Annotated in this window: 23 protein-coding genes; 19 read left to right on the top strand and 4 right to left on the bottom strand. The window is 38.7% G+C overall.

Going from position 1 to position 23,058, the window contains the following annotated elements; translation table 11 throughout:
* Window positions 1-190: 190 nt before the first annotated feature.
* The 16 genes from JKG61_RS19485 to JKG61_RS19415 all read left to right on the top strand — a co-directional run bounded on the left by JKG61_RS19485 (window position 191) and on the right by JKG61_RS19415 (window position 15,550).
* Window positions 191-973 carry an SAM hydrolase/SAM-dependent halogenase family protein gene (locus tag JKG61_RS19485; protein ID WP_202104635.1) on the top strand — a complete coding sequence of 261 codons (783 nt, stop codon included), beginning with the start codon at window positions 191-193 and terminating at the stop codon, window positions 971-973.
* Window positions 974-985: 12 nt separating this feature from the next.
* Window positions 986-1,534 (top strand): hypothetical protein, encoded by a 549-nt coding sequence (locus JKG61_RS19480; RefSeq protein ID WP_202104634.1) that lies wholly within the window; start codon window positions 986-988, stop codon window positions 1,532-1,534.
* 66 nt (window positions 1,535-1,600) lie between these two features.
* A complete protein-coding gene (locus tag JKG61_RS19475) occupies window positions 1,601-3,436 on the top strand; it encodes an ABC transporter ATP-binding protein (RefSeq protein WP_202104633.1) in 1,836 nt (611 codons plus the stop codon).
* Between the two features lie 169 nt (window positions 3,437-3,605).
* Entirely contained in the window at window positions 3,606-3,980 is a 375-nt protein-coding gene (locus JKG61_RS19470; protein ID WP_202104632.1) for a YtxH domain-containing protein, read from the top strand.
* Window positions 3,981-4,029: 49 nt separating this feature from the next.
* Complete coding sequence (locus JKG61_RS19465; RefSeq protein ID WP_202104631.1) at window positions 4,030-4,689, top strand: heme exporter protein CcmB; 660 nt, start codon at window positions 4,030-4,032, stop codon at window positions 4,687-4,689.
* 15 nt (window positions 4,690-4,704) lie between these two features.
* Window positions 4,705-5,370, top strand: a complete 666-nt coding sequence (gene ccsA, locus JKG61_RS19460; RefSeq protein ID WP_202104630.1) for a cytochrome c biogenesis protein — start codon at window positions 4,705-4,707, stop codon at window positions 5,368-5,370.
* Between the two features lie 229 nt (window positions 5,371-5,599).
* A complete protein-coding gene (locus JKG61_RS23130; RefSeq protein ID WP_262896214.1) occupies window positions 5,600-5,812 on the top strand; it encodes a CcmD family protein in 213 nt (70 codons plus the stop codon).
* A 12-nt stretch (window positions 5,813-5,824) separates the two neighbouring features.
* Complete coding sequence (locus tag JKG61_RS19455; RefSeq protein ID WP_202104629.1) at window positions 5,825-6,808, top strand: DUF6427 family protein; 984 nt, start codon at window positions 5,825-5,827, stop codon at window positions 6,806-6,808.
* Between the two features lie 192 nt (window positions 6,809-7,000).
* Window positions 7,001-8,329, top strand: a complete 1,329-nt coding sequence (locus JKG61_RS19450) for a porin family protein (protein ID WP_202104628.1) — start codon at window positions 7,001-7,003, stop codon at window positions 8,327-8,329.
* On the top strand, window positions 8,322-8,945 hold the full coding sequence (gene lptC / locus JKG61_RS19445) for an LPS export ABC transporter periplasmic protein LptC (RefSeq protein WP_237249547.1): 624 nt from the start codon (window positions 8,322-8,324) through the stop codon (window positions 8,943-8,945). The genes JKG61_RS19450 and lptC overlap by 8 nt, the downstream gene beginning before the upstream one ends.
* A 144-nt stretch (window positions 8,946-9,089) precedes the next feature.
* Window positions 9,090-11,195, top strand: coding sequence for a peptidylprolyl isomerase (locus JKG61_RS19440; RefSeq protein ID WP_202104627.1), 2,106 nt, complete (start codon window positions 9,090-9,092; stop codon window positions 11,193-11,195).
* Between the two features lie 65 nt (window positions 11,196-11,260).
* Window positions 11,261-11,779, top strand: a complete 519-nt coding sequence (locus tag JKG61_RS19435) for a DUF2480 family protein (RefSeq protein ID WP_202104626.1) — start codon at window positions 11,261-11,263, stop codon at window positions 11,777-11,779.
* A gap of 322 nt (window positions 11,780-12,101) precedes the next feature.
* Window positions 12,102-12,893: a DUF3108 domain-containing protein gene (locus tag JKG61_RS19430; protein WP_202104625.1), complete on the top strand. Its 792-nt coding sequence runs from the start codon at window positions 12,102-12,104 to the stop codon at window positions 12,891-12,893.
* 8 nt (window positions 12,894-12,901) lie between these two features.
* Window positions 12,902-13,465 carry a DUF3109 family protein gene (locus JKG61_RS19425; RefSeq protein ID WP_202104624.1) on the top strand — a complete coding sequence of 188 codons (564 nt, stop codon included), beginning with the start codon at window positions 12,902-12,904 and terminating at the stop codon, window positions 13,463-13,465.
* A gap of 59 nt (window positions 13,466-13,524) precedes the next feature.
* Window positions 13,525-14,496, top strand: a complete 972-nt coding sequence (locus JKG61_RS19420; RefSeq protein ID WP_202104623.1) for a polyprenyl synthetase family protein — start codon at window positions 13,525-13,527, stop codon at window positions 14,494-14,496.
* A 1-nt stretch (window position 14,497) separates the two neighbouring features.
* Window positions 14,498-15,550, top strand: coding sequence for a TerC/Alx family metal homeostasis membrane protein (locus JKG61_RS19415; RefSeq protein WP_202104622.1), 1,053 nt, complete (start codon window positions 14,498-14,500; stop codon window positions 15,548-15,550).
* A gap of 218 nt (window positions 15,551-15,768) precedes the next feature.
* On the opposite strand, the gene JKG61_RS19410 is transcribed toward JKG61_RS19415, so the two are convergent.
* The 3 genes from JKG61_RS19410 to tpx form a co-directional block, all read right to left on the bottom strand.
* Complete coding sequence (locus tag JKG61_RS19410) at window positions 15,769-16,698, bottom strand: hypothetical protein (protein WP_202104621.1); 930 nt, start codon at window positions 16,696-16,698, stop codon at window positions 15,769-15,771.
* Between the two features lie 91 nt (window positions 16,699-16,789).
* The gene (gmd, locus tag JKG61_RS19405; RefSeq protein WP_202104620.1) at window positions 16,790-17,944 is read right to left on the bottom strand and encodes a GDP-mannose 4,6-dehydratase; all 1,155 of its coding nucleotides are present in this window, start codon (window positions 17,942-17,944) and stop codon (window positions 16,790-16,792) included.
* 183 nt (window positions 17,945-18,127) lie between these two features.
* Window positions 18,128-18,625, bottom strand: a complete 498-nt coding sequence (gene tpx / locus JKG61_RS19400; RefSeq protein WP_202104619.1) for a thiol peroxidase — start codon at window positions 18,623-18,625, stop codon at window positions 18,128-18,130.
* Between the two features lie 139 nt (window positions 18,626-18,764).
* On the opposite strand from tpx, the gene JKG61_RS19395 reads away from it, so the two are divergent.
* From JKG61_RS19395 to JKG61_RS19385, 3 genes are all read left to right on the top strand, one after another.
* Entirely contained in the window at window positions 18,765-19,985 is a 1,221-nt protein-coding gene (locus tag JKG61_RS19395) for an OmpP1/FadL family transporter (RefSeq protein ID WP_202104618.1), read from the top strand.
* A 21-nt stretch (window positions 19,986-20,006) separates the two neighbouring features.
* Complete coding sequence (locus JKG61_RS19390) at window positions 20,007-21,341, top strand: SGNH/GDSL hydrolase family protein (protein ID WP_202104617.1); 1,335 nt, start codon at window positions 20,007-20,009, stop codon at window positions 21,339-21,341.
* Between the two features lie 172 nt (window positions 21,342-21,513).
* Window positions 21,514-21,930 carry an OsmC family protein gene (locus JKG61_RS19385; RefSeq protein WP_202104616.1) on the top strand — a complete coding sequence of 139 codons (417 nt, stop codon included), beginning with the start codon at window positions 21,514-21,516 and terminating at the stop codon, window positions 21,928-21,930.
* Window positions 21,931-21,941: 11 nt separating this feature from the next.
* Here JKG61_RS19385 and JKG61_RS19380 read toward each other — a convergent pair whose 3' ends face one another.
* Window positions 21,942-22,985, bottom strand: a complete 1,044-nt coding sequence (locus JKG61_RS19380) for a DUF2157 domain-containing protein (RefSeq protein WP_202104615.1) — start codon at window positions 22,983-22,985, stop codon at window positions 21,942-21,944.
* Between the last annotated feature and the right edge of the window lie 73 nt (window positions 22,986-23,058).

Genomic DNA, 23,058 nt, shown 5'->3' with positions numbered 1-23,058 from the left:
AAACATTCTTATCTAAGCAAATTATAATCAAAAATACAAACTAATATTTTTACATCTATCGATTGTGAAAAATATTCATTATTTTAAATGCGAAAGGCCTTTATGAGCACTAGTTTTACTAACTTTGTCTTTACTTTTTTTTAAAAAACATTAGTTTTAGGCCGCGTTTTTAGGACAACGGGCTGTGAATATGGGAGTAATAACTTTAACAACGGATTTAGGTTACCGCGATTTTTATCAGGCGGCATTAAAAGGGAGCATTGTATCACTGTTGCCCAATGTGCGTTTAATAGATATCACACATGAGATTCCCTCTTTCAACATACAGCACGCCGCATTTATCCTTCAGAATGCATACCATTACTTTCCAAAAGGGACGGTACACCTCATTGGTATTGACACTGTGTTTCAAGAAGGTTGTCGCTACATAGCGATGAAGTTTGATGGACATTATTTTGTCGGGGCCGACAATGGCATATTTAGCATTATTCTCGGTGAAAAACACGCCGAACAGCTTTTTGAGATCGAGATGATGCAAGACCTTCGATTTTTACACTTCCCATTAGCGGATATCTTGGTGAAAGCCACCTGCCATATCGCGGAAGGAAATCCGATTGAAGATCTTGGTTCGGCTATCGACACCCCGTTACAAAAAGTAACACTACTACCTATAATAGAGAACAGCTTCATTAAAGGACATGTGTCTTATATAGATTCTTTTGGCAACGTCATTTCTAACATTAGCAAGGATCTGTTCAACCAGGTTCAAAAAGGGCGTAACTTCATTCTTCATTTTAAACGTAACGAAACTATAAACAAGATGAGCTGGCACTACAACGAAGTGTCTGAAGGCGAAAAGTTATGCCTGTTTGGAATTTCTGACTATCTAGAGATAGCAATCAATAAAGGACATGCCAGCAATTTATTGGGTCTATATCCCGACGAGACCATAATGGTAGAGTTTTTGGACTAATAAGTAAAACACATGATAAAGAAACACCCATGGTTTATCTACATATCGCTGTGTAGCTGGCTACCTATAGCAACTGTCGCTCAGCAGAATCAAGACTCCCTCTCTTTTGAAACCCAACGTCAACGCGTCAATACATTATTAGACCAACGCAGTAAGAAATTTGGTGATTATACAAACTCACTCGAACAGAAAACGGGTATTTTTGGACTATTCAAGACTAAAGGTGACATGCAAAAATCGATTGACATCTTGAAATCTGTAGTAATCAACGACAACGCTATCTTTCTCGAGACACGCAAATTACTGAATATAAAAGACAGTGAAGCAGATCGCTTCGAATCCTTGGCCAAGGAATATGACCAACAGATAACCGCATACATGAAGACCATATCCAAACTACAGGCTGAAAACGAACATCTGAAGAATACTATTCAAATACTAGGAGAAGAAAAGCATCAAGACAATAAATATTACTATATCATATCTGTAATTATTATTCTGAATATTATTTTATTTTTATTATACAAACGTCGTAGACCACAAAATTTGACGAAAGTTTGATAAGGCGACTACTTTATATCATTACATTTGTCCGTTGGAACAAAAAAGCTTTAAGATTATAAAATAATGGCTAGACCAAGACTGAACAGTGGCGACTCACATTCCGATGATTTACCTAAGCCCAAATTAAACAAAGAACTACTAAAAAAGGCAGCACAGATTTTGTCTTATTTGAAGCCTTACAAGGGTAAGTTCGTCATAGGAATGATTTTCCTCATCCTATCCAGCTTAACTATGTTGACTTTCCCCGCACTGTTAGGCGCGATGATTGACGCCGCTCAAGGGATACAGCAGTATACTTGGCTAGAGCCTAGTGTATTGTATATCGGAGGACTGTCTTTGTTTATTTTGTTTTTTCAGTCGATTATGTCTTTTTTTCGCATCCGTCTCTTTGTAGAGATTGCCGAAAAAGCATTGGCCAGCATCCGCAGAGATTCCTATTTAAAACTAATTACACTTCCTATTGATTTTTTTGCCAACCGCAGGGTTGGAGAATTAAACAGTAGACTCTCTGCCGACTTATCTCAGATTCAGGATACATTAACTACCACACTGGCAGAAATCATCCGTCAAAGCATAAGCTTGGTTATAGGTGTGCTTTTATTAATCTTCGTGTCGCCTAAATTGGCATTGATGAATCTATGCATCCTCCCTGTTCTTGTTGTTGCCGCTATTTTCTTTGGCCGATTCATACGCAATCTTTCTAGGAAAACCCAAGACCAACTTGCAGATTCCAACAGTATCGTGCAGGAAACGTTGCTAGGTATATCCAATGTAAAAGCATTTGTCAATGAATACTATGAAGCGCAACGATATAGCAAAAAACTAGATAAAGCAGTTAGTCTTGCCATAAAGGGAGCGACTTTCCGCGGCATGTTTGCCTCCTTTATTATCTTCTGTATATTTGGCGCTATCATTGCCGTAATCTGGTATGGGGCATCGCTGGTGTCAGTCGGAGAGATCTCCGTCGGCGACCTGACTACTTATCTCTTATATTCGGCATTTGTAGCGGGCTCTATGGGAAGTTTCCCTGAATTATATGCAGGTTTACAAAGAGCATTGGGAGCCAGCGATCGTGTCATCGAGATTCTTAACGAAAAAACGGAAGATATTCAGGTATCAGAAGAAGATAAAAACATCAAAAGACATATCATGGGCAAACTAACATTCGATAATGTTAGCTTCTCCTACCCTTCACGCCCCGAATGCAATATCTTAAATAGCATATGCTTCACAGCGGATGCCGGACAAAAAATAGCAATAGTAGGTCCTAGCGGAGCTGGAAAATCGACTATCGCATCTTTGATCCTACAGTTCTATCAACCTTCCGCAGGCGAAATCCGTTACGATGAAATGCCAGCCTCTAGTTTTGCCATAACCGATCTACGAAATCAAGTTGCTATAGTACCACAAGATGTATTGTTATTTGGAGGTACAATACGTGAGAATATCAATTATGGGCGATTAGAAGCCAATGCAGAAAGCATCATTGAAGCTGCAAAGCGTGCGAATGCACACGAGTTTATCATGGGTTTTCCAGACGGATACGACACTATGGTCGGCGAAAGAGGAGTTAAACTATCTGGAGGACAACGCCAACGCATTGCTATAGCCAGAGCTCTACTTAAAGATCCTTCTATTTTAATATTGGACGAGGCGACCTCCTCATTGGACTCTGAATCAGAAAGGTTAGTACAAGAGGCATTGGAAGAACTCATGAAAAACCGGACGTCCATCATTATCGCTCACCGCCTCTCAACTATAAAAAATGCAGACAATATCCTTGTGATTGACGAAGGCCGTGTTGCAGATTTTGGCAACCATGATGAACTTCTTTCAAAAGGTTCTGGACTATACCATCATCTGTTCACTCTACAGTCTACCCAAAAACAGATCACTTAACGTTAAGGGCTTCGCATTGTTTGGGGTTAAAATTTGTTAATCCATTTACCCAGAAAACTTTTTGGAACGATGGTTGTTTATTGATTATAAAATGAACGAGAAAACACACCTGTTGAAATGAGCTCATTCAAACGGTTGAAATCAAATAATCACACATAATTTTATAAAGATGAAAAATAGGAATGGACTAGTTGCATTTGCATTGTTAGGATTGGCAGTCGGAACTGCTGCTTATTACTTATTGGGTACAGAGGACGGAAAGAAAACATTAGACAAAGCCAATGACGGTATTAAAGATTTAACAAAATCACTTAAAGATCTTTCAAAGAGAGAGGCTAAGAGAGCTTCCCGCCTTGCAAAAGAAGCGAAAGAAGACCTACGTGAGTGGAAGTCAAAAGCAAAAGATGCAGGAAGGGATGTGTTAAACAAAGTATCCGAAAAAACATCGGACTGGGCCGGAAAAGCGTCAGACGCGACAGACAAAATAGCCCATAAAACTGAAGAACTCGCTGAAAAAGCAAAATCTGAAATATCAAAGGCTTAATTTTCAAAAGTAAATACTGAAGACTCCAAATTGTGTATCTTTGTGGTACATGAGTCTTTTGCAGCAGATAACAACTTTAGTCAATAAAGATCTTACTTTAGAGTGGCGTTCTAAACATGCCGTAAACGGTATTCTTCTATATGTGGTATCTACTGTTTTTGTTTGCTATCAAGCATTTAAATCGGTAGATACCTTAATCTGGAACGCTTTGTTCTGGATAATACTTCTCTTCGCATCTATAAATGCAATAAGCCGATCTTTCGTTCAGGAAAGCCAATACAGACAGCTCTATTATTACGCTATTGCTAACCCCAGGTCGATAATACTCTCTAAAATAATTTATAATATAATACTGATGACAGTGCTATCTGCCATCGCATATATAGTTTACTCACTAGTATTTCAGAACCCTGTTGGAGACCCCTTGTTCTACTTCATCGCGGTATTCCTCGGCGCAGTAAGCTTTGCTACTGTATTTACAATGGTATCCGGAATCAGTGCTAAAACAGGCAATAACAGCACAATGATGGCTGTTTTAGCATTTCCCATTATCATCCCTTTATTGATCGTCTTAATAACACTTTCACAAAATGCGCTACAGGGACTTGATAGAGTCGAAAGCTATAATGAAATCGGAGTCCTTGTGGCAATTAATGTCATAACTGTTACTATTTCTTTATTGTTATTTCCGTACCTTTGGAGGGATTAAGATAACACATAGAAAATGAGAAAAAACTGGTGGAAAATATTAGCAGCATGTTTAGTTTGTGCTTCTGTTGTCGCTGGGTTTATGGGACCTGTGCCTAAATTATTTCTTCTCCACGAAACGATAAGAAATGTTTATTTTCATGTCCCGATGTGGTTTGCCATGTTTACACTATACACAATCTCCGTTGTATATAGCGTCAAGTACCTTAACAACGGCAACCCTAAACATGATATCATAGCAGTAGAAGCAGTAAACACAGGGGTAATTTTTTGTTTCTTGGGACTATTGACCGGTATGCAGTGGGCCAATATCACTTGGGGTGAAGCATGGCCTAGTGATTCGAAAACAAATGGATCGGCGATAGCAACACTGATGTACCTAGCCTACCTTGTACTACGCAACACCTTAGAGGAAGAGCAAAAACGCGCAAAAATATCAGCTGTATACAATATATTTGCTTTTCCGATCATGATCGTACTCATGTACATCCTTCCCAAAATGACGGACTCTCTGCATCCTGGCAGCGGTGGAAATTCTACTTTTGGAGATTTAGATATGGACCATAATATGCGCCCCATCTTTTACTCGGCAGTTGTAGGCTGGATACTAACAGGCATATGGATCTGCACTTTACGTTACAGAGTCAGATTATTGGAAAGCAAAGCAAACCAGATTGATTAGTTTATGCCTGATCATGAATACGTTTCGATATAACATACTTTTACAGCATTTAAGTTCCTGAACAACAAACAGACACCTAGTTGCGCTAACGGGTGTATCGTAAAATAACTATTTACATAAGAAGTACCCCTGTTTAGCGAAGTACAAAAGCTATAAGTATTTTCTATATGATCAAATAAAAAACAAACCGATCCACCAGCTGGCGGATCATGAAATAATTGTATACATTATGAAAAAAATCAGTTTATTAACGTTCCTAACAGTATTAACGACGTTAGCTTCTTATGCACAATCAACCGATATCGAAATGGCTGAGGGCTTACGCAGCTCTGGAAAAATATGGGTTGTCGTACTGGTACTACTTACTATAATGATAGGAGTATTTTTTTATCTGTTCACTATTGATAGAAAAGTTACTAAATTGGAAAAGAGAAATTCATAAACCTCTGTAATCATGATTATAAAACAGCACAGAAAATTCACACCGATCAACATATTATTTGTATCGATGATTGGTACTTTTTTGTGTTTAGGGGTATTTCTACATCTCCCCCACGATCTACATCCGGTCTTCTTAGAACCTGCTGCCAACAATCTATTTGGCATCGAAATCGGTGCAGGACTTACTCCAGCAGCTAATGTCCTGCTCACACTGACATTGACTCTACTACAGGCTTTATTACTAAACAAAGTAGTAAATCACTTTAACTTCTTAGGTAAACCTAATTTCTTAACGGCATTACTGTTTATGACCTTGGTCAGTCTCTTCTTGCCTTTCTTGGTCTTATCCCCTACTTTGATATGCAATTTTATCACTATCTGGATGATGAGCAAGCTTTTTGCAATCTATAAACAGGCGGATGTAAAAGGACTAATGTTTGACCTGGGGATGATTGTCGCTATAGGTAGTCTGGTATACTTTCCCTTTATTGTCATGTTTCTATTGTTATGGATTGCGCTGATCATATTTAGACCTTTCATCTGGCGGGAATGGATAACGCCAATCTTAGGCTTCTCTATTGTTTATTTCTTACTTGGCGTAACCTACTATTGGTTAGATAGATTTGATGAGTTTAAGACTGTATTCGCCCCATTTACCAATCCGCTACCCCGCACGATACATGTAGACTTCCAAGACTATTTTGTAGTCATACCGATCATTATTGCTCTTCTATTGTTTTTAGCAGTGCTTCGGGACCAATATTTTAGAAGTGTCGTACATATAAGAAAATCTTTTCAGTTGCTTTTCTATATGCTATTACTAATTGCGGGATCTTTCTATCTCAATGAAAAAATCAACATCAATCACTTCCTTCTTTGCGCCCCACCTTCGGCCATATATTTGGCTTATTATTTTTCCTTTGCAAAGAACAAATGGATCTATGAGAGTCTTTATGTCATTATTATGGTCACTATAATATACTTTCAGTTTATGTAAAAAACTGAAAAACAATCGTTTAACCTTTTTTAACAAAATGAGGTCAAGGATTCACCAAAATTTAAATAGTTTTGTAACGAAATAAATTCATCAGAATATCACTTTGATGATTAATTTAACACATGCCAGTTAGTTATTGGCCCATCAAAATAACACAAAAAGACGTCCGAAGTGCGGAGATTATAAAAATATATGCATAAAAAATTCAATATTTTGAGTGCCAAAAAGGCTTTACAGCTCGTAGTTGCTACAGGCCTTTTGCTGGTAAACAACCAAGCGAATGCCCAGAGTACAACCTCACATTCTCCTTATTCCAAATTCGGTCTCGGACAGATGCGAGAGGATCTACTCCCGCAAACCCGCGCTATGGGAGGGATATCAAGTGCAATACGTTACCAATCCGGTCTTCCTATTTTAAATATGGGGAACCCAGCAAGTTACTCCGCTTTTTCGAGAACTATCTTAGAAGCCGGGCTTTATGGCAATGCGACCGAATTAAGCCGCACAGGAGTGAAAGATAATACAGCAGACTTTGCATTCTCACACCTAGCGATAGGTATTCCATTGTCCCAACGCTTTGGCGGACTTGCCTTTGGACTTATGCCTTATTCCGATGTAGGATATAATGGGATCAGTAGAAAAAAGGAAGGTGATCTAACTTATGATGTTTCATCCAAAGGTGAAGGAGGTGTTAACAAAGCTTTCTTTGGTTATGGTATCTCCCCGATTAAAGGGATCAGCATAGGAGCCAATGTTGGTTTCTTGTTTGGAGAATTAACGGATATTAAGCTAGTCAGTTTCCCTCAGGATCCCTACATGTTAAATGCGCAGAGAAATGAGACCCGCCTCATTCGAGGAGCGACGGTAGACTACGGTATACAATATTCGAAAGCAATAAGCAGAAAATTGAACCTGACTGTTGGATACATGGGATCACTTAATAACACGATAACGAGTAAAACCACTTCCTCCATTAAAAGAACAGAAGCTTCATCGGATCCGGACTACCAAAATATACCGTTGGATACTGTCTCCAGCGTAGCAGGGCTATCGCGCAAAGTGAACCTTCCTTTAAAACACACCCTTGGCTTTACCCTTTCCAAAGGTTATAATTGGATGGTCGGTGCTGACGTCAAGTATGCTGACTGGAGCAATTTTCAGACACGTGCAAACGAACCCAAACTCGGAAAAAACTATGGCTTTGCTGTAGGCGGACAGATAAAACCAGACCCAACGTCAGTTAAGTATTGGAATATTGTCGATTACAGATTAGGTTTCCGGTATGATCAAACCCCTCTCCAGTATAATAATAAAAATATAGACGACATGGCGGTTACCGTAGGTCTTGGCCTACCACTGCCCGAGACTAACTTTGGTCTTACCTTTTCCCGTATAAATATTTCGGCAGAGTTTGGGCAAAGAGGTTCCCTGTCTAACAATTTGATACGTGAACGTTATATCAACTTGAATCTAGGCTTCACATTAAACGATACTTGGTTCAGAAGAAGAAGTTATGACTAGCATAATGACATGCGTCACAAAAATATTTTACGACATTCCCCTATTGTTTTTTATCGCGATAGGGGTTTTCTTGCTTAGTAGCTGTGAGAATGATCTACGTGAGGTAAATAAAATCGAAAACATTCAACAGGAAGAGGCAGTAGATATCTCAAAAGATGTAAAAATCATCGTCAGTGATTCTGCTATTGTAAAGGCGCAACTAACGGGCCCCGAAATGCGTGTATATCACGACACCACAGGCAATAAGAACAGTAATTATGAATTCCAAAAAGGACTTCAAATTATATTTTATGATGCCGAAGGAAAAGAAAGCCAACGTATCCGATCCGACTATGGTAAACAACGGGTTTTGGACGGAATTACCGAATTCAAGAAGAATGTTGTAATAAATATGTCCGATGGTTCTGTCATTAAAACCGAAGAATTATATTACGATGAAAAAAACAAAATCTATTATAACGAGGTACCTATTTCTTTTGAGTTCAAAGATGCTAGAGGTAATCTACAGGCTACTTCTTTCACCTCCGATACAGAATTTAAAAATATAAACGGCCAAAACATGACTGGTTTTTACATATCATCAGGTAATAGTCAACTGCCTTCGTTTGGCAATTAATTTGGCTACAACAATAGTACTTCAAATAAGTTTTATTAACATTATAAAAATTTACGCTTTTTTTTTATAAAAGTTGTATCTTGCGCCTTGTTTTAACAAAACTCAATTAAATAACTAAAGAACACATAAATACAATACGAGAATATGGGATTAATGGGTAATTTGCGTAACCGTGCTGGATTAGTAATATTCATAATCGGTTTAGCAATTGTTGCGTTTTTATTAGGGGACATCATTCAGTCCGGAACGCCTTTCTGGGCTAAAAAACAAAATGAAATAGGTAGTGTAAATGGCAACTCCATGGACTACCACGACTTCAATGCCCAGGTAGAGCAAACCTCGGCAATGTATCAGCAGCAAATGGGTGGAGCCGAAACACCGCAGATAAAAAACTTTGCCGTACAACAGGTTTGGAATCAATTTATTTCCAAAGAATTAATGGCCGCTGAGATCGAAAAACTGGGATTGTCTGTAGGTAAAAAAGAATTTAATGATCTTATTACCGGTCCCAATCCTTCCCCTCAGATTATGCAAACTTTTACCAATCCGGAGACAGGTCAGTTTGACCGCAATTACCTCACGCAGGTTATCAATGAAGCTAAAGGAGGTAATGTACAAGTTGCTCAACAATGGGAGTTGTTGTTAGAAAACATCCGTACTCAAAGATTAACAGAAAAATACTCCAATCTATTGAGCAACTCGATATATGTTACGGCTTTAGAAGCACAAGACGAGTATACAGCTAAAAACAAACTGGCGAACTTCAAGTATGTATTATTGGATTACTCTACTGTCAATGAAGCTGATATCAAATTAACTGATGCTGATTATGCAGCATATTACGACAAGCATAAAAATGCGTTCAAAAACCAAGAAGAGACACGCTCCATCGAATACGTCTTATTTGATGCCAGTCCAACAGCAAAAGACTCTTCTGCTACATTGGCAGCTATACAGACATTAAAAGAAGAGCTAGTGGCTTCCACAAATGATTCATTGTTCGTGGTGAGTAGCTCTGACAACAAATATCCAGTAACATATTACAGAAAAGGTCAGGTGAGTCCTGCGTTGGATTCAGTTATCTTTAATGCTGCTAAAGGAATTACAGTAGGTCCGTTCTTGGCTAATGGAGCTTATGAAATAGCGAAAATCATTGACTCTAAATTCAGTCCTGATTCTGTTAAAGCAAGCCATATATTACTCAATGCTGCTGCAGAAGGTGGTGTAGCAAAGGCTAAAGCAAAAGCAGATTCTATCAAAGGTTTATTAGCAAAAGGTGAGAGCTTCTCTTCTTTAGCTGTTGAGTTCAGTCAAGACCCAGGAAGTAAGGCCAATGGCGGTGATTTAGGAACCTTTACAAGGGGACAGATGGTCGGCCCATTTGAAGAAGCGGCATTCAATGGCAAAACTGGAGATGTTGTTGTTGTTGAATCTCAATTCGGAGTCCACATTCTAAAAATCGAAAAGCAGATCGGAAACTCTAAGATCGTAAAAGCAGCAATTTTAGACAAAGTAATCACTGCAGGAAAAGAAACGACAGATGCCGTCTACAATAAAGCGAATTCATTCTTCACAGCAGCCAACGGAGCTAATTTTGCGGAAACAGCAAAAAAAGAAAATCTAAATCTCCAAAAAGCGACACGTGTTCAACCTATGGACAACTCCCTTAATGGTGCTGAAGCTTCAAGAGAGTTAATACGATGGGTATTTGACGCAAAGAATGGCGATGTATCTGATAAGATATATGAAACCGAAAACAGTTTTATTGTAGCAAAGGTAACCAGTATAAATCCTAAAGGCATACAACCGTTAAACGCTATAAAAGGAGATATCGAATTAGGTGTAAAAAACCTTGTAAAAGCCCGCATGTTGAAAGAAAAGATGAACAATGCGCTTAACGGAGCTACATCTATAGACCAGGTTGCACAAAAAGCGGGTAAAGCGGCAATAGCTGTCGAAAACATTGTCTTGGCCAACCCTGTAATACCTGGTGTGTCTTTAGAAAGCACGGTCATTGGTACAGTATTTGGATTACAACCAAACAAACCTTCCAAGGCAATTGAAGGAACACAAGGCATATATGTAGTCCAGGTGGATAGTTTTGTAAACCCTAAGGAAATGGTAGATACAGAGCGTAAAAATCAACAAAAACAAATGTTGACTTCTAAGCAACAACGTTCTTGGGGTTCTATCTTTAAAGCATTACAAGACAATGCTAAGATAGATGACAATCGCATTAGATTTTATTAAGATTTTATAATTAATTTTACAGCTGGGCATGGTCACATGTCCAGCTTTTTTTATATTTTTATAACATGGATATCCAAGAGAACATAGTCAATAAAGTTGCACAAAGTGGTCTTATCACCATAGATCTGGCAGAATATGCCCCTATACAGGAAGATATCCTAGTTTATGACATTAAAGACAATCTGTTTCATGGTTTAATACTTAAGGAAAAAGATTTCAGAGATTTTGTAAAACAACACGACTGGTCCCAATACCAAGGCAAGCATATAGCGATCACGTGTTCTACAGATGCAATAGTACCAACTTGGGCCTATATGATCTTGGCCAACAAGCTCACTCCATTTACCAAAAGTGTACATTTTGGCACAAAAGAAGAAGTGGTCCGCAATTTATTCGCTGAAGCTATGCAAGCCATAGATTACACGGCTTATAGCGATCAACGTATTGTGGTAAAAGGCTGTGGAGATGTTTACGTGCCGGAAAGTGCATTTGTGTCTTTTACGCATAAGCTCAGTGAGGTTGCTAAAAGCATCATGTATGGTGAGCCATGTTCCACCGTTCCGGTGTTCAAGCGAAAAAACTAAACCATTGATAATCTAGAATCGTCTTATATGAATTAACGGGGATACTCTATTCCAACAGTAAGACATCGAAGTGTATGTTGAAAACAAGAGGAGCAAGTTAATCTACATTAAGAACAAGTTAAATTTATATGAAATATCCATGTAGCGTAAGCTGCACAACGAAGCAGCATGAACATCAATTACAATACATCGTGTAAAATATGGTTTGGATATTACATATCGTCATTAAAAGACAAATTATTCATATGAAATACTCATGTTTAGCAAAGCACAAACACCCAAAAGTATTCCATATGACAGATAAAAAACAGATTATACCCATATGAAAAAAGCCTACTGTACCTTACTTGCTCTGCTTATTAGCTTCACATGGAGCTTCGCTCAATCTCTTCCCTATTTAAAAGAACCAACCTTTAAAGAAGGCGAGAAACTCTCTTATAAACTAAGATACGGAATTATATCTGCAGCCAATGGTGTACTATCAGTCAATAAGTCCCAGCTACAGTTCAGCAATAAGAACACTTTCCACCTAAATGCATTTGGGCAAACTTCTTCCGCTTTTTCTATATTCTATACCGTTAAGAATAAATACGATTCCTATATTGATGGTAACACCTATCAACCTTACCTATATACAGAAGATATACACGAGAACAGCTACACGCGAAAAGAATATGCTACTTTCGACCATAAGAATTCTACGGTAAAAGGGGCTAAAGGTACTTTCAAAGGGAAGACATCACAAATTTTCGATCTACTATCAGCCTACTATTTTGCACGGAATTTAAATCTTTCTTCTTTAAAGAGTGGAGATTCTTTTAAGATCACCTACTTCCTTAATGACGAAATTGCGGAACTAAAAGTCGAATATGTTGGAACCGAACAAATAAAGACGAGCCTTGGAACATTAGACTGTATTAAGTTAAGTCCAGAGATCAAGCCTGGGCGTATCTTTAAAAAAGACAGTCGGTTATATCTGTGGGTCACAAACGATGGAAACCGCATACCGGTCAAAGCGCAAGTCGAGATTTTGATAGGTTCTGTCACTATGGAACTGACAAAGGCGGAAGGTTTGAAGTATGAATTGGGAAAAAAAGCAAGTTATTCAAAATAAGTAAAATCATGATTGAGGTTGATAATGTACTAGTCCATGAGGACTTGATAAGTAATGATTTTGTTTGTAACCTATCGAAATGTAAAGGCATTTGCTGTGTAGAAGGTGATGCAGGAGCGCCGCTTCGTGAGTCCGAGAAAGCCATTTTAGAAGAAATCTATCCTAAGATTAAACCCTATATGACCGAGAAGGGTATTCTCGCCGTAGAAGAGCAGGGCGAATATGTAATCGACAGTGATGGAGATTTAACAACTCCCTGCGTAGACGGCAACAAGGAGTGTGCCTACGTCACTTGGGAGAATGGAATTACGAAATGTGCCATAGAAAAAGCATATGAATTGGGAGAGATCGCTTGGAAAAAACCGATTTCCTGCCATCTATATCCAATACGCACAACCCATTACCCTCAATTTGACGTATTACATTATGACAGGTGGCATATTTGCAAAGATGCATGTAGCTTTGGCAAAGAACTTCAAGTACCTGTTTACAGGTTCTTAAAAGATCCGCTTATCAGGGAGTACGGCATAGAATGGTATACTAAACTCGAGAAATCTGTAGAATCTATCTAATGTATTTTTGTTATCTTTATGGCGTATAAATAGACGCTAATTGGTATTCACCATCATTCATGCTTAGTTTAAAGGAGATACAACGCCCCATTGCAGCAGAGCTTTCGACATTCGAAACGAAGTTTAAGCAGTCCATGCAAAGCTCTGTTCCACTTTTAGATATTATAACACAGTATTTGTATAAGCAAAAGGGAAAGCAAATGCGCCCTATGTTTGTATTCTTTGCTGCAGGTTTATGTGGTCAAATAACGGAGTCTACTTATCGAGGAGCCTCTCTTGTCGAACTCCTCCATACGGCTTCCCTTGTACACGATGACGTCGTTGATAACGCAAACGAAAGGCGTGGATTTTTCTCGATCAATGCCTTATGGAAAAATAAGGTTGCGGTGCTTGTTGGAGACTTTCTTCTTTCCAAAGGTTTACTTCTCTCGGTCCATAACAATGAACACGATTTGTTAAAAATCGTATCAGAGGCTGTTGAACAAATGAGTGAAGGCGAACTTCTTCAAATCGAAAAAGCCCGTAAGCTGGATATCAAGGAAGAAATCTATTATGAGATAATCCGTAAGAAAACTGCTTCACTGATAGCTTCTTGCTGCGCGTCTGGCGCATCATCAGCTAAAGCTAATAGTGATACCATAGAACTTATGCGGTTATTTGGAGAAAAAGTCGGATTGGCTTTCCAAATAAAAGATGATTTGTTTGACTTTGGCTTAGATGATGTAGGCAAACCTGTGGGTAACGATATTAAGGAGAAAAAGATGACCCTCCCTTTGATCTATGCATTGGCACATACCAACGCTTCAGAAAAACGCCGGATCATTAACTTGGTTAAAAACCATAATGAAAATAGTGAAAAGGTAGATGAGGTGATTCAATTTGTCCGTAACAGTGGTGGTCTCGATTATGCTACCACAAAAATGATGCAGTTCCAACAGGAAGCATTTGACATCTTATCTAAATTCCCCAACAATATCTATAAAGAAGGGCTTAAACAACTAGTAAAATTTACCACAGAAAGAACGAAATAATATGAGTCATGAAGTAATGTTTTTTGGAGGATTTATTATTTTTATCATCCTCATGCTCGCAATTGATCTGGGATTATTCAGCAAAAGCGATAAACCCATAAGTCTAAAAGCTGCCGCTATTATGTCTTTGATCTGGATAATGTTTGCATTGGGCTTTGGACTTGTACTTTACTTTTGGGGCAATGAGCTACATAACGTTCATGATATAGCACGCTTAAAAGAAATTGTTGCCAAGCATTATCATGACATCAAAATTGTAGAAAACGATCTTATTGCTAGTCTTCATATTTACAACAAGAATCTTACCTTAGAATATCTCACAGGATATGTAGTAGAATATGCTTTATCAGTAGACAATATATTTGTAATGGTACTGCTTTTCTCATCATTCGGTATCCCTGAGCGTTATTACCATAAAGTTTTGGTATGGGGGATCTTGGGAGCAATAATCCTACGTTGTATATTTATCTTTGTTGGAGCAGCCTTAATTGCCAAGTTTGGTTGGATTCTATATGTATTTGGAGCATTCTTAGTTTACACAGGCTTTATGATGTATATCAATAGAAATCAAGAAGAAGAAGTCGACCCTCAAAATCATGCTGTAGTCAAATTTGCCTCAAAATATTTTAAGGTAACTTCAAAAATGGATGGAGGAAAATTCTTTCATATCGAAAATGGTATACGTTATATGACACCGCTCTTTCTCGTCCTTCTAGTCATTGAGTTCACAGATCTGATCTTCGCCGTTGATTCTATTCCAGCAATATTCTCGGTTACTAAAGACCCTTATATCGTATTTTTCTCTAATATATTCGCTGTACTAGGTCTAAGATCGATGTTCTTCTTGTTGGTAAATATTATCCATAAATTCCATTATTTAAAAGTTGGTTTAGCCTTTTTATTGATCTTTATCGGAGCTAAAATGTTATTGCACGACTGGCTTAAAGAATGGGGTTTTACAACTTCGCACTCTTTGATTATTATATTGAGCATATTAGCGATCAGCGTTATAGCCTCATTGATTTTCCCGAAAAAAGAAAACTACGAACGATAGGTACAAAAAAACACATATAGAGACAGCGCTCGAGAGATCGGGCGCTGTCTCTATATGCAGCAACAGCTATGCTATCGACTGTCTGCCATTACTTCCGGAGTGGCACCCCAAGCTCTATAAAGCTATACCTTTCGTAAGTTTAGGAAGAAAAATAGTCCAAAAGAAAAGGCCGTCAATAGTATAACTATAGACGGCCCTTATTTATTGCAAGGTAAACTTTATTTCAAAACTACGCTTGATCTTCCCATAATCGCGTCGTCTGCGTATAAAAGAACAGTATATGCGCCCTTTTTAAAGCGATTCGCATCTCTCCATAGCAGTTGATATTCTTCGCCCCTATTGGTAAAATTGATGACCTCTTTAAAGGTATATTGCAACTTATCACCATGTACATAAAAAACATCCCCTGCTTTTGCTATAAGATTGCCTTGGGGGTCAATTATTCGAACAAAAACCTCCTTACTTCCTTCTCTTGCAAGTGGATTATCTGCAATAGAAAATTTGATCTGTAAATCGTCAACACGTTTAGCCTTTGTTTCAATTTCCAATTCGCCTTTCCGCGTTTTCTCAATTCCATTTACCAAAATACTAGAAACTTTGACGGATGATGCAATACTAACCTTTTCATTCAATCGGTCGTTTCTTTCCTTTAGACTTTCGACCTGCTCTGATTTCTCACGAACTGTCGAGCTTAACTCTTTATTTTTTTTCAAAAGGATGTCATTTTGAAGCTTTAGCTCTCCTGCTTCATCCTTCAATGAAGAAACATTTTTCTTTAATTTCTGAATTTGATCTTTTGCAGTTTGAATCTGTACATCTGAAAGATTCGAGTCTTCCAATTCTGCACGTAAATCGTCAATTATTTTACGGGCAAACTGTTCTTCCTCAATCAGGCTCTCTGGCAGTCCTTCAATATTTTGATTTTTTATATTATCTAATTCCGCCTCTATCCTATCTATTTCGATTTGTAGATTTTCTTTCTGTAATGCTACTGTATAAAGCTTCTCTCCAGATGACTTAAACTTTACATAAAAATAAATATTAGTCGCTAAGAGCGAAGCTATAGCAATCATAAAAAAATAAATCTTCGAATTATTCTTCTTATTATTCGGAACTTCGCTCTCGACAGACGTACTCCTTACTTCCATAGCATACCTTCCATTATTACCAAATTCACGTTTAAACTTCTATTCTCCATAGCTGAAAAGTACTAAACAAAAACTATTCCAAAAAAGAATGTTATTCAAAGTAGTTAAGCGTCTCAAAACCACCTTCTTTTAGATACTGTTCCTTTCGCATCAAATGGAGATCCGAATGGACCATTTCTGACACTAGCGTTTGTAGATCATATTTCGGCTTCCATTTCAATTTGGTTTGGGCTTTCGTAGGATCACCTATCAACAAATCAACCTCTGTAGGCCTGTAATACCGGGGATTGACTTTCACAACAGTCTGCCCCAACTTTATATCCTCAGGATTAATACCAAGCTCACACAAACGCTCGTCATCACGATCAATAATAACACCTTTCTCCTGCTCATCCTTACCGCTAAACTCAATAGTAACGCCTAGTTCAGCAAAACTCAAACGAACAAAATCGCGCACAGTAGTGGTTACACCTGTTGCAATCACAAAGTCCTCGGGTTTATCCTGCTGTAACATGAGCCACATTGCTTCTACATAATCCTTTGCATGTCCCCAGTCCCGTTGAGCAGACAAGTTGCCTAAGTAAAGCTTACTCTGTAAGCCTAAAACGATTTTAGCAGCCGCTCTAGTAATTTTACGAGTTACGAAAGTCTCTCCTCTTACAGGGCTCTCATGATTGAACAAAATACCATTACACGCATACATATGATAAGCTTCGCGGTAATTTACGGTAATCCAATATCCATACATTTTAGCCACAGCATAGGGGCTACGCGGATAGAAAGGCGTCGTTTCGCTTTGAGGCACCGCCTGTACCAAGCCATAGAGCTCCGAAGTTGAAGCTTGATATATTCTCGTTTTCTCTACTAAGCCCAAAAGTCTAACAGCTTCCAAAATTCTTAAGGTACCTATCCCATCAGCATTAGCTGTGTACTCCGGCGTATCAAAACTCACTTTGACGTGCGATTGCGCGGCAAGATTATATATTTCGTCTGGCTGTGTTTCTTGAATGATCCGGATTAAGTTGGTAGAGTCCGTAAGGTCACCATAATGTAGAACAAAATTTCGGTTGTCCAAATGGGGATCTTGGTATAAATGGTCAATACGATCTGTATTAAAGAGCGAACTCCTCCTCTTCAACCCGTGTACTAAATAACCTTTTTTCAATAGAAACTCGGCCAAATAAGCTCCGTCCTGACCGGTCACACCTGTAATAAGTGCTACCTTTTGAGTTGTAGATTCTTTCATAATGCAAAATTAGCCAAACTTAGAAAAAATGCAGGGGATTCACGAATCACTATTAAAAAAAATAGTGATTCGTATTAATTTTTTTAAGTTTAGAGCTAAAGCTCTCCTTGTTATAAAACGGAATATTCCTATTATCTATCTAAAAAACAAATAATAGAGATATTAGGAAACCAATAAGAGTAATTATATCGAAGCTATGGCTGCTTCGTAATTAGGTTCATTTGTTGTTTCAGCAACTTGCTCCGTATAGACTACATCACCAGATTCATTAATGACGACAACAGCGCGGCTTAACAACCCCTCCAACGGCCCACTCGAGAAACGCACACCGTAGGTATCAGAAAACCTACTATCTTTGTATTCCGACAATGTCACTACATTTTCAATTCCTTCTGCCGCGCAGAATCTTCCTTGTGCAAATGGTAGATCTTTCGATATACACAGTACAACAGTATTATCCATTGAAGATGCCTTTTCGTTAAAAGTACGTACAGACATAGCACATGTACCTGTGTCAATACTTGGAAAAATATTGAGGACAACTTTCTTTCCGGAAAAATCCGATAAAGACTTCTGAGATAGATCTGCAGCAGTTAATGAAAAATCCGGAGCTTTTGTTCCGACAGCAGGCAAACTTCCTGCCGTGTTGACTGTTATACCTTTAAATAAAACTTGACTCATGATAATATTATTTGATGCCATTAAGATAGTAATTTTCAAGGAATATGGCTATCAAAAAAACAGATAAAATTATTTTTATTGAAAAAAAAATACTATGTTAGCATTATATTTTAAAGAAATATGTTAACCAAATAAGCTTATGAAAAAACTACTATTATCGTTTCTATTAGCTAGCCCGACTCTCGTATTTGCTCAAGGCTCACAAGTAAACACACAAGGCATAAAGGCTCTTGGTATGGCGGGAGCTGGTTCTGCATTATTTGTTGATGAATCCAGTATATTTTATAATCCTGGAGCTCTCGCGAAGATGAATCACAATGCGGTCTCCGCAGGGGCATCCGCAATTATGTACCGATCAGCCTTCAAAGAAGTTAATTCTACACAACAGTATGACACTAAGTTCCAGATTACCCCGCCTTTTTCCATATTTGCGACCTTGGGTCCTAAGGATACCTGGTGGAAAGCAGGTCTTGGCGTATATACCCCGTTTGGCGGAGCTGTAGACTGGGGCCAGGATTGGCCTGGTAAGTATGAACTGAATCATCTTCAGATGCGTGCTATTTACATACAGCCGACGCTAAGCTTTAAAATTACGGATAACTTCAGCATAGGGGGAGGATTTGTTTATAATCTGGGCTTCGTTGATCTATCACGTTCAATTCCTGCTTTTGATGCAAATGGTAATCCAGGTCGTGCAGAATTGTCAGGGATGGGTACTGGTACGGGCTACAATGTCGGGGTTCACTACAACTTAGAAGATGAATTTTCCATATCCCTGAGCTATCGCTCCAAAGTCATTACTAAATTAAAAGATGGCGATGCTAAATTCACAGTACCTGATGCTTTAGCAACTTCATTTCCTACCACCACTTTTAATGCAGAATTGCCACTTCCTGCCTCATTCAACGTGGGAGTATCATTCCCGATCGGCGATAAAGTGGATCTTGCAGCAGATGGAACGTTCATAGGTTACGATATCTATAAGTCCTTAACTTTTGACTACAAAGACAATACTTCGGCATTAGAAGACACCTATCAGCCAAAAAAATATCAAAATGCCTTCTCTAGCAAAGTTGGGGTTAATTATAAGGCAACAGGTAGGTTGGATCTAAGGACAGGTATTGGCTATGTCTATAGTCCTGTCATGGCGGAATACGTATACGCAGAGACTCCAGACAATAATCGTGTCATGGCTTCACTAGGATTTACCTATGATATTTCGGATAGATTTGAATTAACCGGAGCATATACCTTCCAACGCATTCTGGAACGTACCGTGACTAATACAGTGACAGGTTTGAATGGAACATTCAAGACGAATATCCATGCTCCCGCAATTTCGTTCAGCTACAAATGGTAAATAATCTAAAATTATTGACAGATGAAAAGATTCAGAAAAAACATTAAACTCTATATAAGCCTTATAAGCTGTGGGATAGCAGCATCGTGTGCTCCCAAAATTGATAATGCCAAACCGATTGAAAACACCAGCGCCTCGAAGGCTGATTTTTCCAAGTATATTGCTATCGGAAACTCACTCACTGCAGGATTTGCCGATGGAGGTTTATACTTAGAAGGTCAGCAACTGGCATTCCCTGTAATGATTGCAGAAAAAATGAAAGCTCAAGGCGGGGGCGAATTCAAATCACCCTTCTTTACAGAAAGCCAATCTAACGGCTCGGGCTATATCCGTTTGAAAGCATTAGTCAATGGTCAGCCTGTGACGGAAGAGGTTACCGATAAGCTAGCAGTACGAGGCTTATCACCTCTCGACAAACCCCTATATACAAAATATACGGACGAAATCAATAATCTTGGTGTGCCTGGGATGCGTCTCGATATGGTTGACTTAAAAGGTCTAGGCTCCCCCCTAGGTAATGCTTACTTTGAAAGACTACTGCCGGATGATGCTGCAACAACTACTTACCGTCAGTTCGCAACTTCCAAAAACCACACTTTTTTCTCCTTTAGTCTAGGCAATAACGATGCTTTAGGGTATGCAACAAATGGAGGAGTCGTAAAACCAGACGGCACAAGTACGCTTACAGATATTGTTAAATTTGAAACTAACCTTAAAGCTTTTATTAAAGATCTAACTGGAAACAAACAAAAAAAAGGTGTCATAGCTACTATTCCTGATGTTTCTGCAGTCCCCTTTCTCACCACAGTAACCCGGCAAGCACTATTACAAGCGGCTAATACTGCCTCTGCCGCCCAAGGCGGTCCTCCCGTAGAAGCGCTCTTCATCACGACCAAAGCTGGCACAAGACCTGCAACAGACAATGACCTATTTGTATTACCCTTTGCTTCTTCAGGCTTGTTGGGAAAACTGAATGACCAAAACATCCCTTATGGTCTACACCCTTACAATCCTATCGAAAGCCAATATGTACTCGATGAGACGGAGGTAGCAGAAGTTAAAACACGTATTGATCAATATAATAACATGATCCGTGAAGTTGCTAAAGACAATGATCTTGCCTTAGCCGATATCCATGCTTTCCTAAACAAGGTTAAGAACGGCTATGTATACAACGGCGTAATTATCAGCAACAAGTATATTACCGGAAATGTTTTCTCACTAGATGGGGTCCACCTTACCCCTATGGGCTATGCCATTATGGCCAATATCTTCATTGAAGCAATCAATGCAAAATATGGCAGTCAATTGGACAAAGTTGACGCTATGAAATATCGTGGTGTGAAGATGCCATAAAACACATATTTCGATCAAAAAGAGGCACTTCAAAACTAAAGTGCCTCTTTTTTGATCAGAACACTTTAATACAGAGATTTTTTTATATAAGTTTGAATATTATCAGAGTTAGGCGGAATCCATAGAATCATTAGATCAAATCTTCTCATGATCGAAATAAAAAAACAGACAGATGAAAGCAGTATTACAAAGAGTCAATAATGCCGTACATTTTGAGGCATCGAGTGTATCCTCACCAATCAAAGTAAATATTGACGGCCCTACCTCTATAGGAGGAGAAGAGAAGGGCGTTCGCCCCATGGAGCTGGTCTTAATGGCTTTAGGCTCATGCAGTGTATTTGACCTGACAACAATTCTACAAAAACAGAGACAAGAGATACAAGACATACAGGTCGAAGTAGAGGGAGAGCGCAGGGATGAAATACCTAATATCTTTACGAAGATCCATATCAGCTTCCTGTTAAAAGGCAATATAGATGAGAATAAAGCACAAAAGGCGGCAGAATTAGCCGTCAAAAAATACTGTTCAGTACACGACATGCTTGCTGCAGGTGGTGTTGAAATCACCTATAGTATCAAAATCAACTAAGGGGCACCCAATCAGGTGCTCTTTTTTTTCCATATCTTTTCGGACCAACGTCCTACTAGCCAAAATGAAATTGCTAATAGTAGAAAGAAAACAGTACGATTGATATTATCCCAAAGATATTCTACAAAACGGGTGTAGAGATTAAGCAGAAAAAAAACAAAGCCAATATCTCGTATGACCGGATCCTTCTTCTTCAACCCATACAAGGCAAGTGCTAACGAAATAGCTATGGCTAATAATCCCCAATATAAAATTTCATATTGTCGTATTTGCGTCCATGCCTCAAAATCACTATAATTCCCAAAGATAGAGAGACACCATAAAGCAATCATCGTATAGAGAAGACCTATAACAAAACTCGTTGACTGAAATTCGTTCAATGCTTTCCAGCGCGGTTGAATGTAAATCGAAGCTACGGTAAGCAGAGCTCCAAAAATAGTAAACCGCAACGGAAAATTCATTCCCCAAAACTTCCAGCCCCATTCGCTGTGCAGCGCCGTCTCGGTAGCGAACCATATGCCCAGTGCAACCAAGGTAAAGACCCAAATTAATTTTGATTGTAGCTTGACCGCTAGCACAGCATAAATCAAGATCGACATAAAAAAGAGAATAGTAAAATAGTGCGTATTCCGGTCTAGAATCTGTCCTAAAAAACCAATGCTTGCAGCCGTAGAAAAAGCGCCGGCCAGCATCATTGTCTCATTAGAAAAAGTTTTGTCAGGGTATCTTTTTTTATTCCGGAGTCCAAGCACATAAAAGGCCGACGCCAGCACTGCAAAGAACAGGCAGAACACGATATTCGGTGTTTCATAGAAACGCTCGACAAAACGAACTAACATATCATCAGCAAACAAAGATACTACGGAAAGCACCAAAGAAGCCAGTGCAACCCAAAAAGCGTACCTTGCAAGGACCTTCCAGTCAAAGCTACGTTCATCCAGATTATCCTTCAGCTCTTGCACTTTATTTTCGTCCAACAAACTTTGTTCATACCAATGCTGTAAGGCTTGGTCTACAACTTCTTTTTCCTGTCTACTTAAATCTAATTTCTTCACAGATTTCTTGATTTGATTCGGTACAATTTACAAATAAAACTATTATCAATACTAAAAAAGCATTACTCTAATG

Source organism: Sphingobacterium faecale (genome assembly GCF_016746095.1).
Lineage (GTDB): Bacteria > Bacteroidota > Bacteroidia > Sphingobacteriales > Sphingobacteriaceae > Sphingobacterium > Sphingobacterium faecale.
The sequence above is the reverse complement of the archived record's forward strand: the minus strand, read 5'-3'. Positions and strand labels throughout refer to the sequence as shown.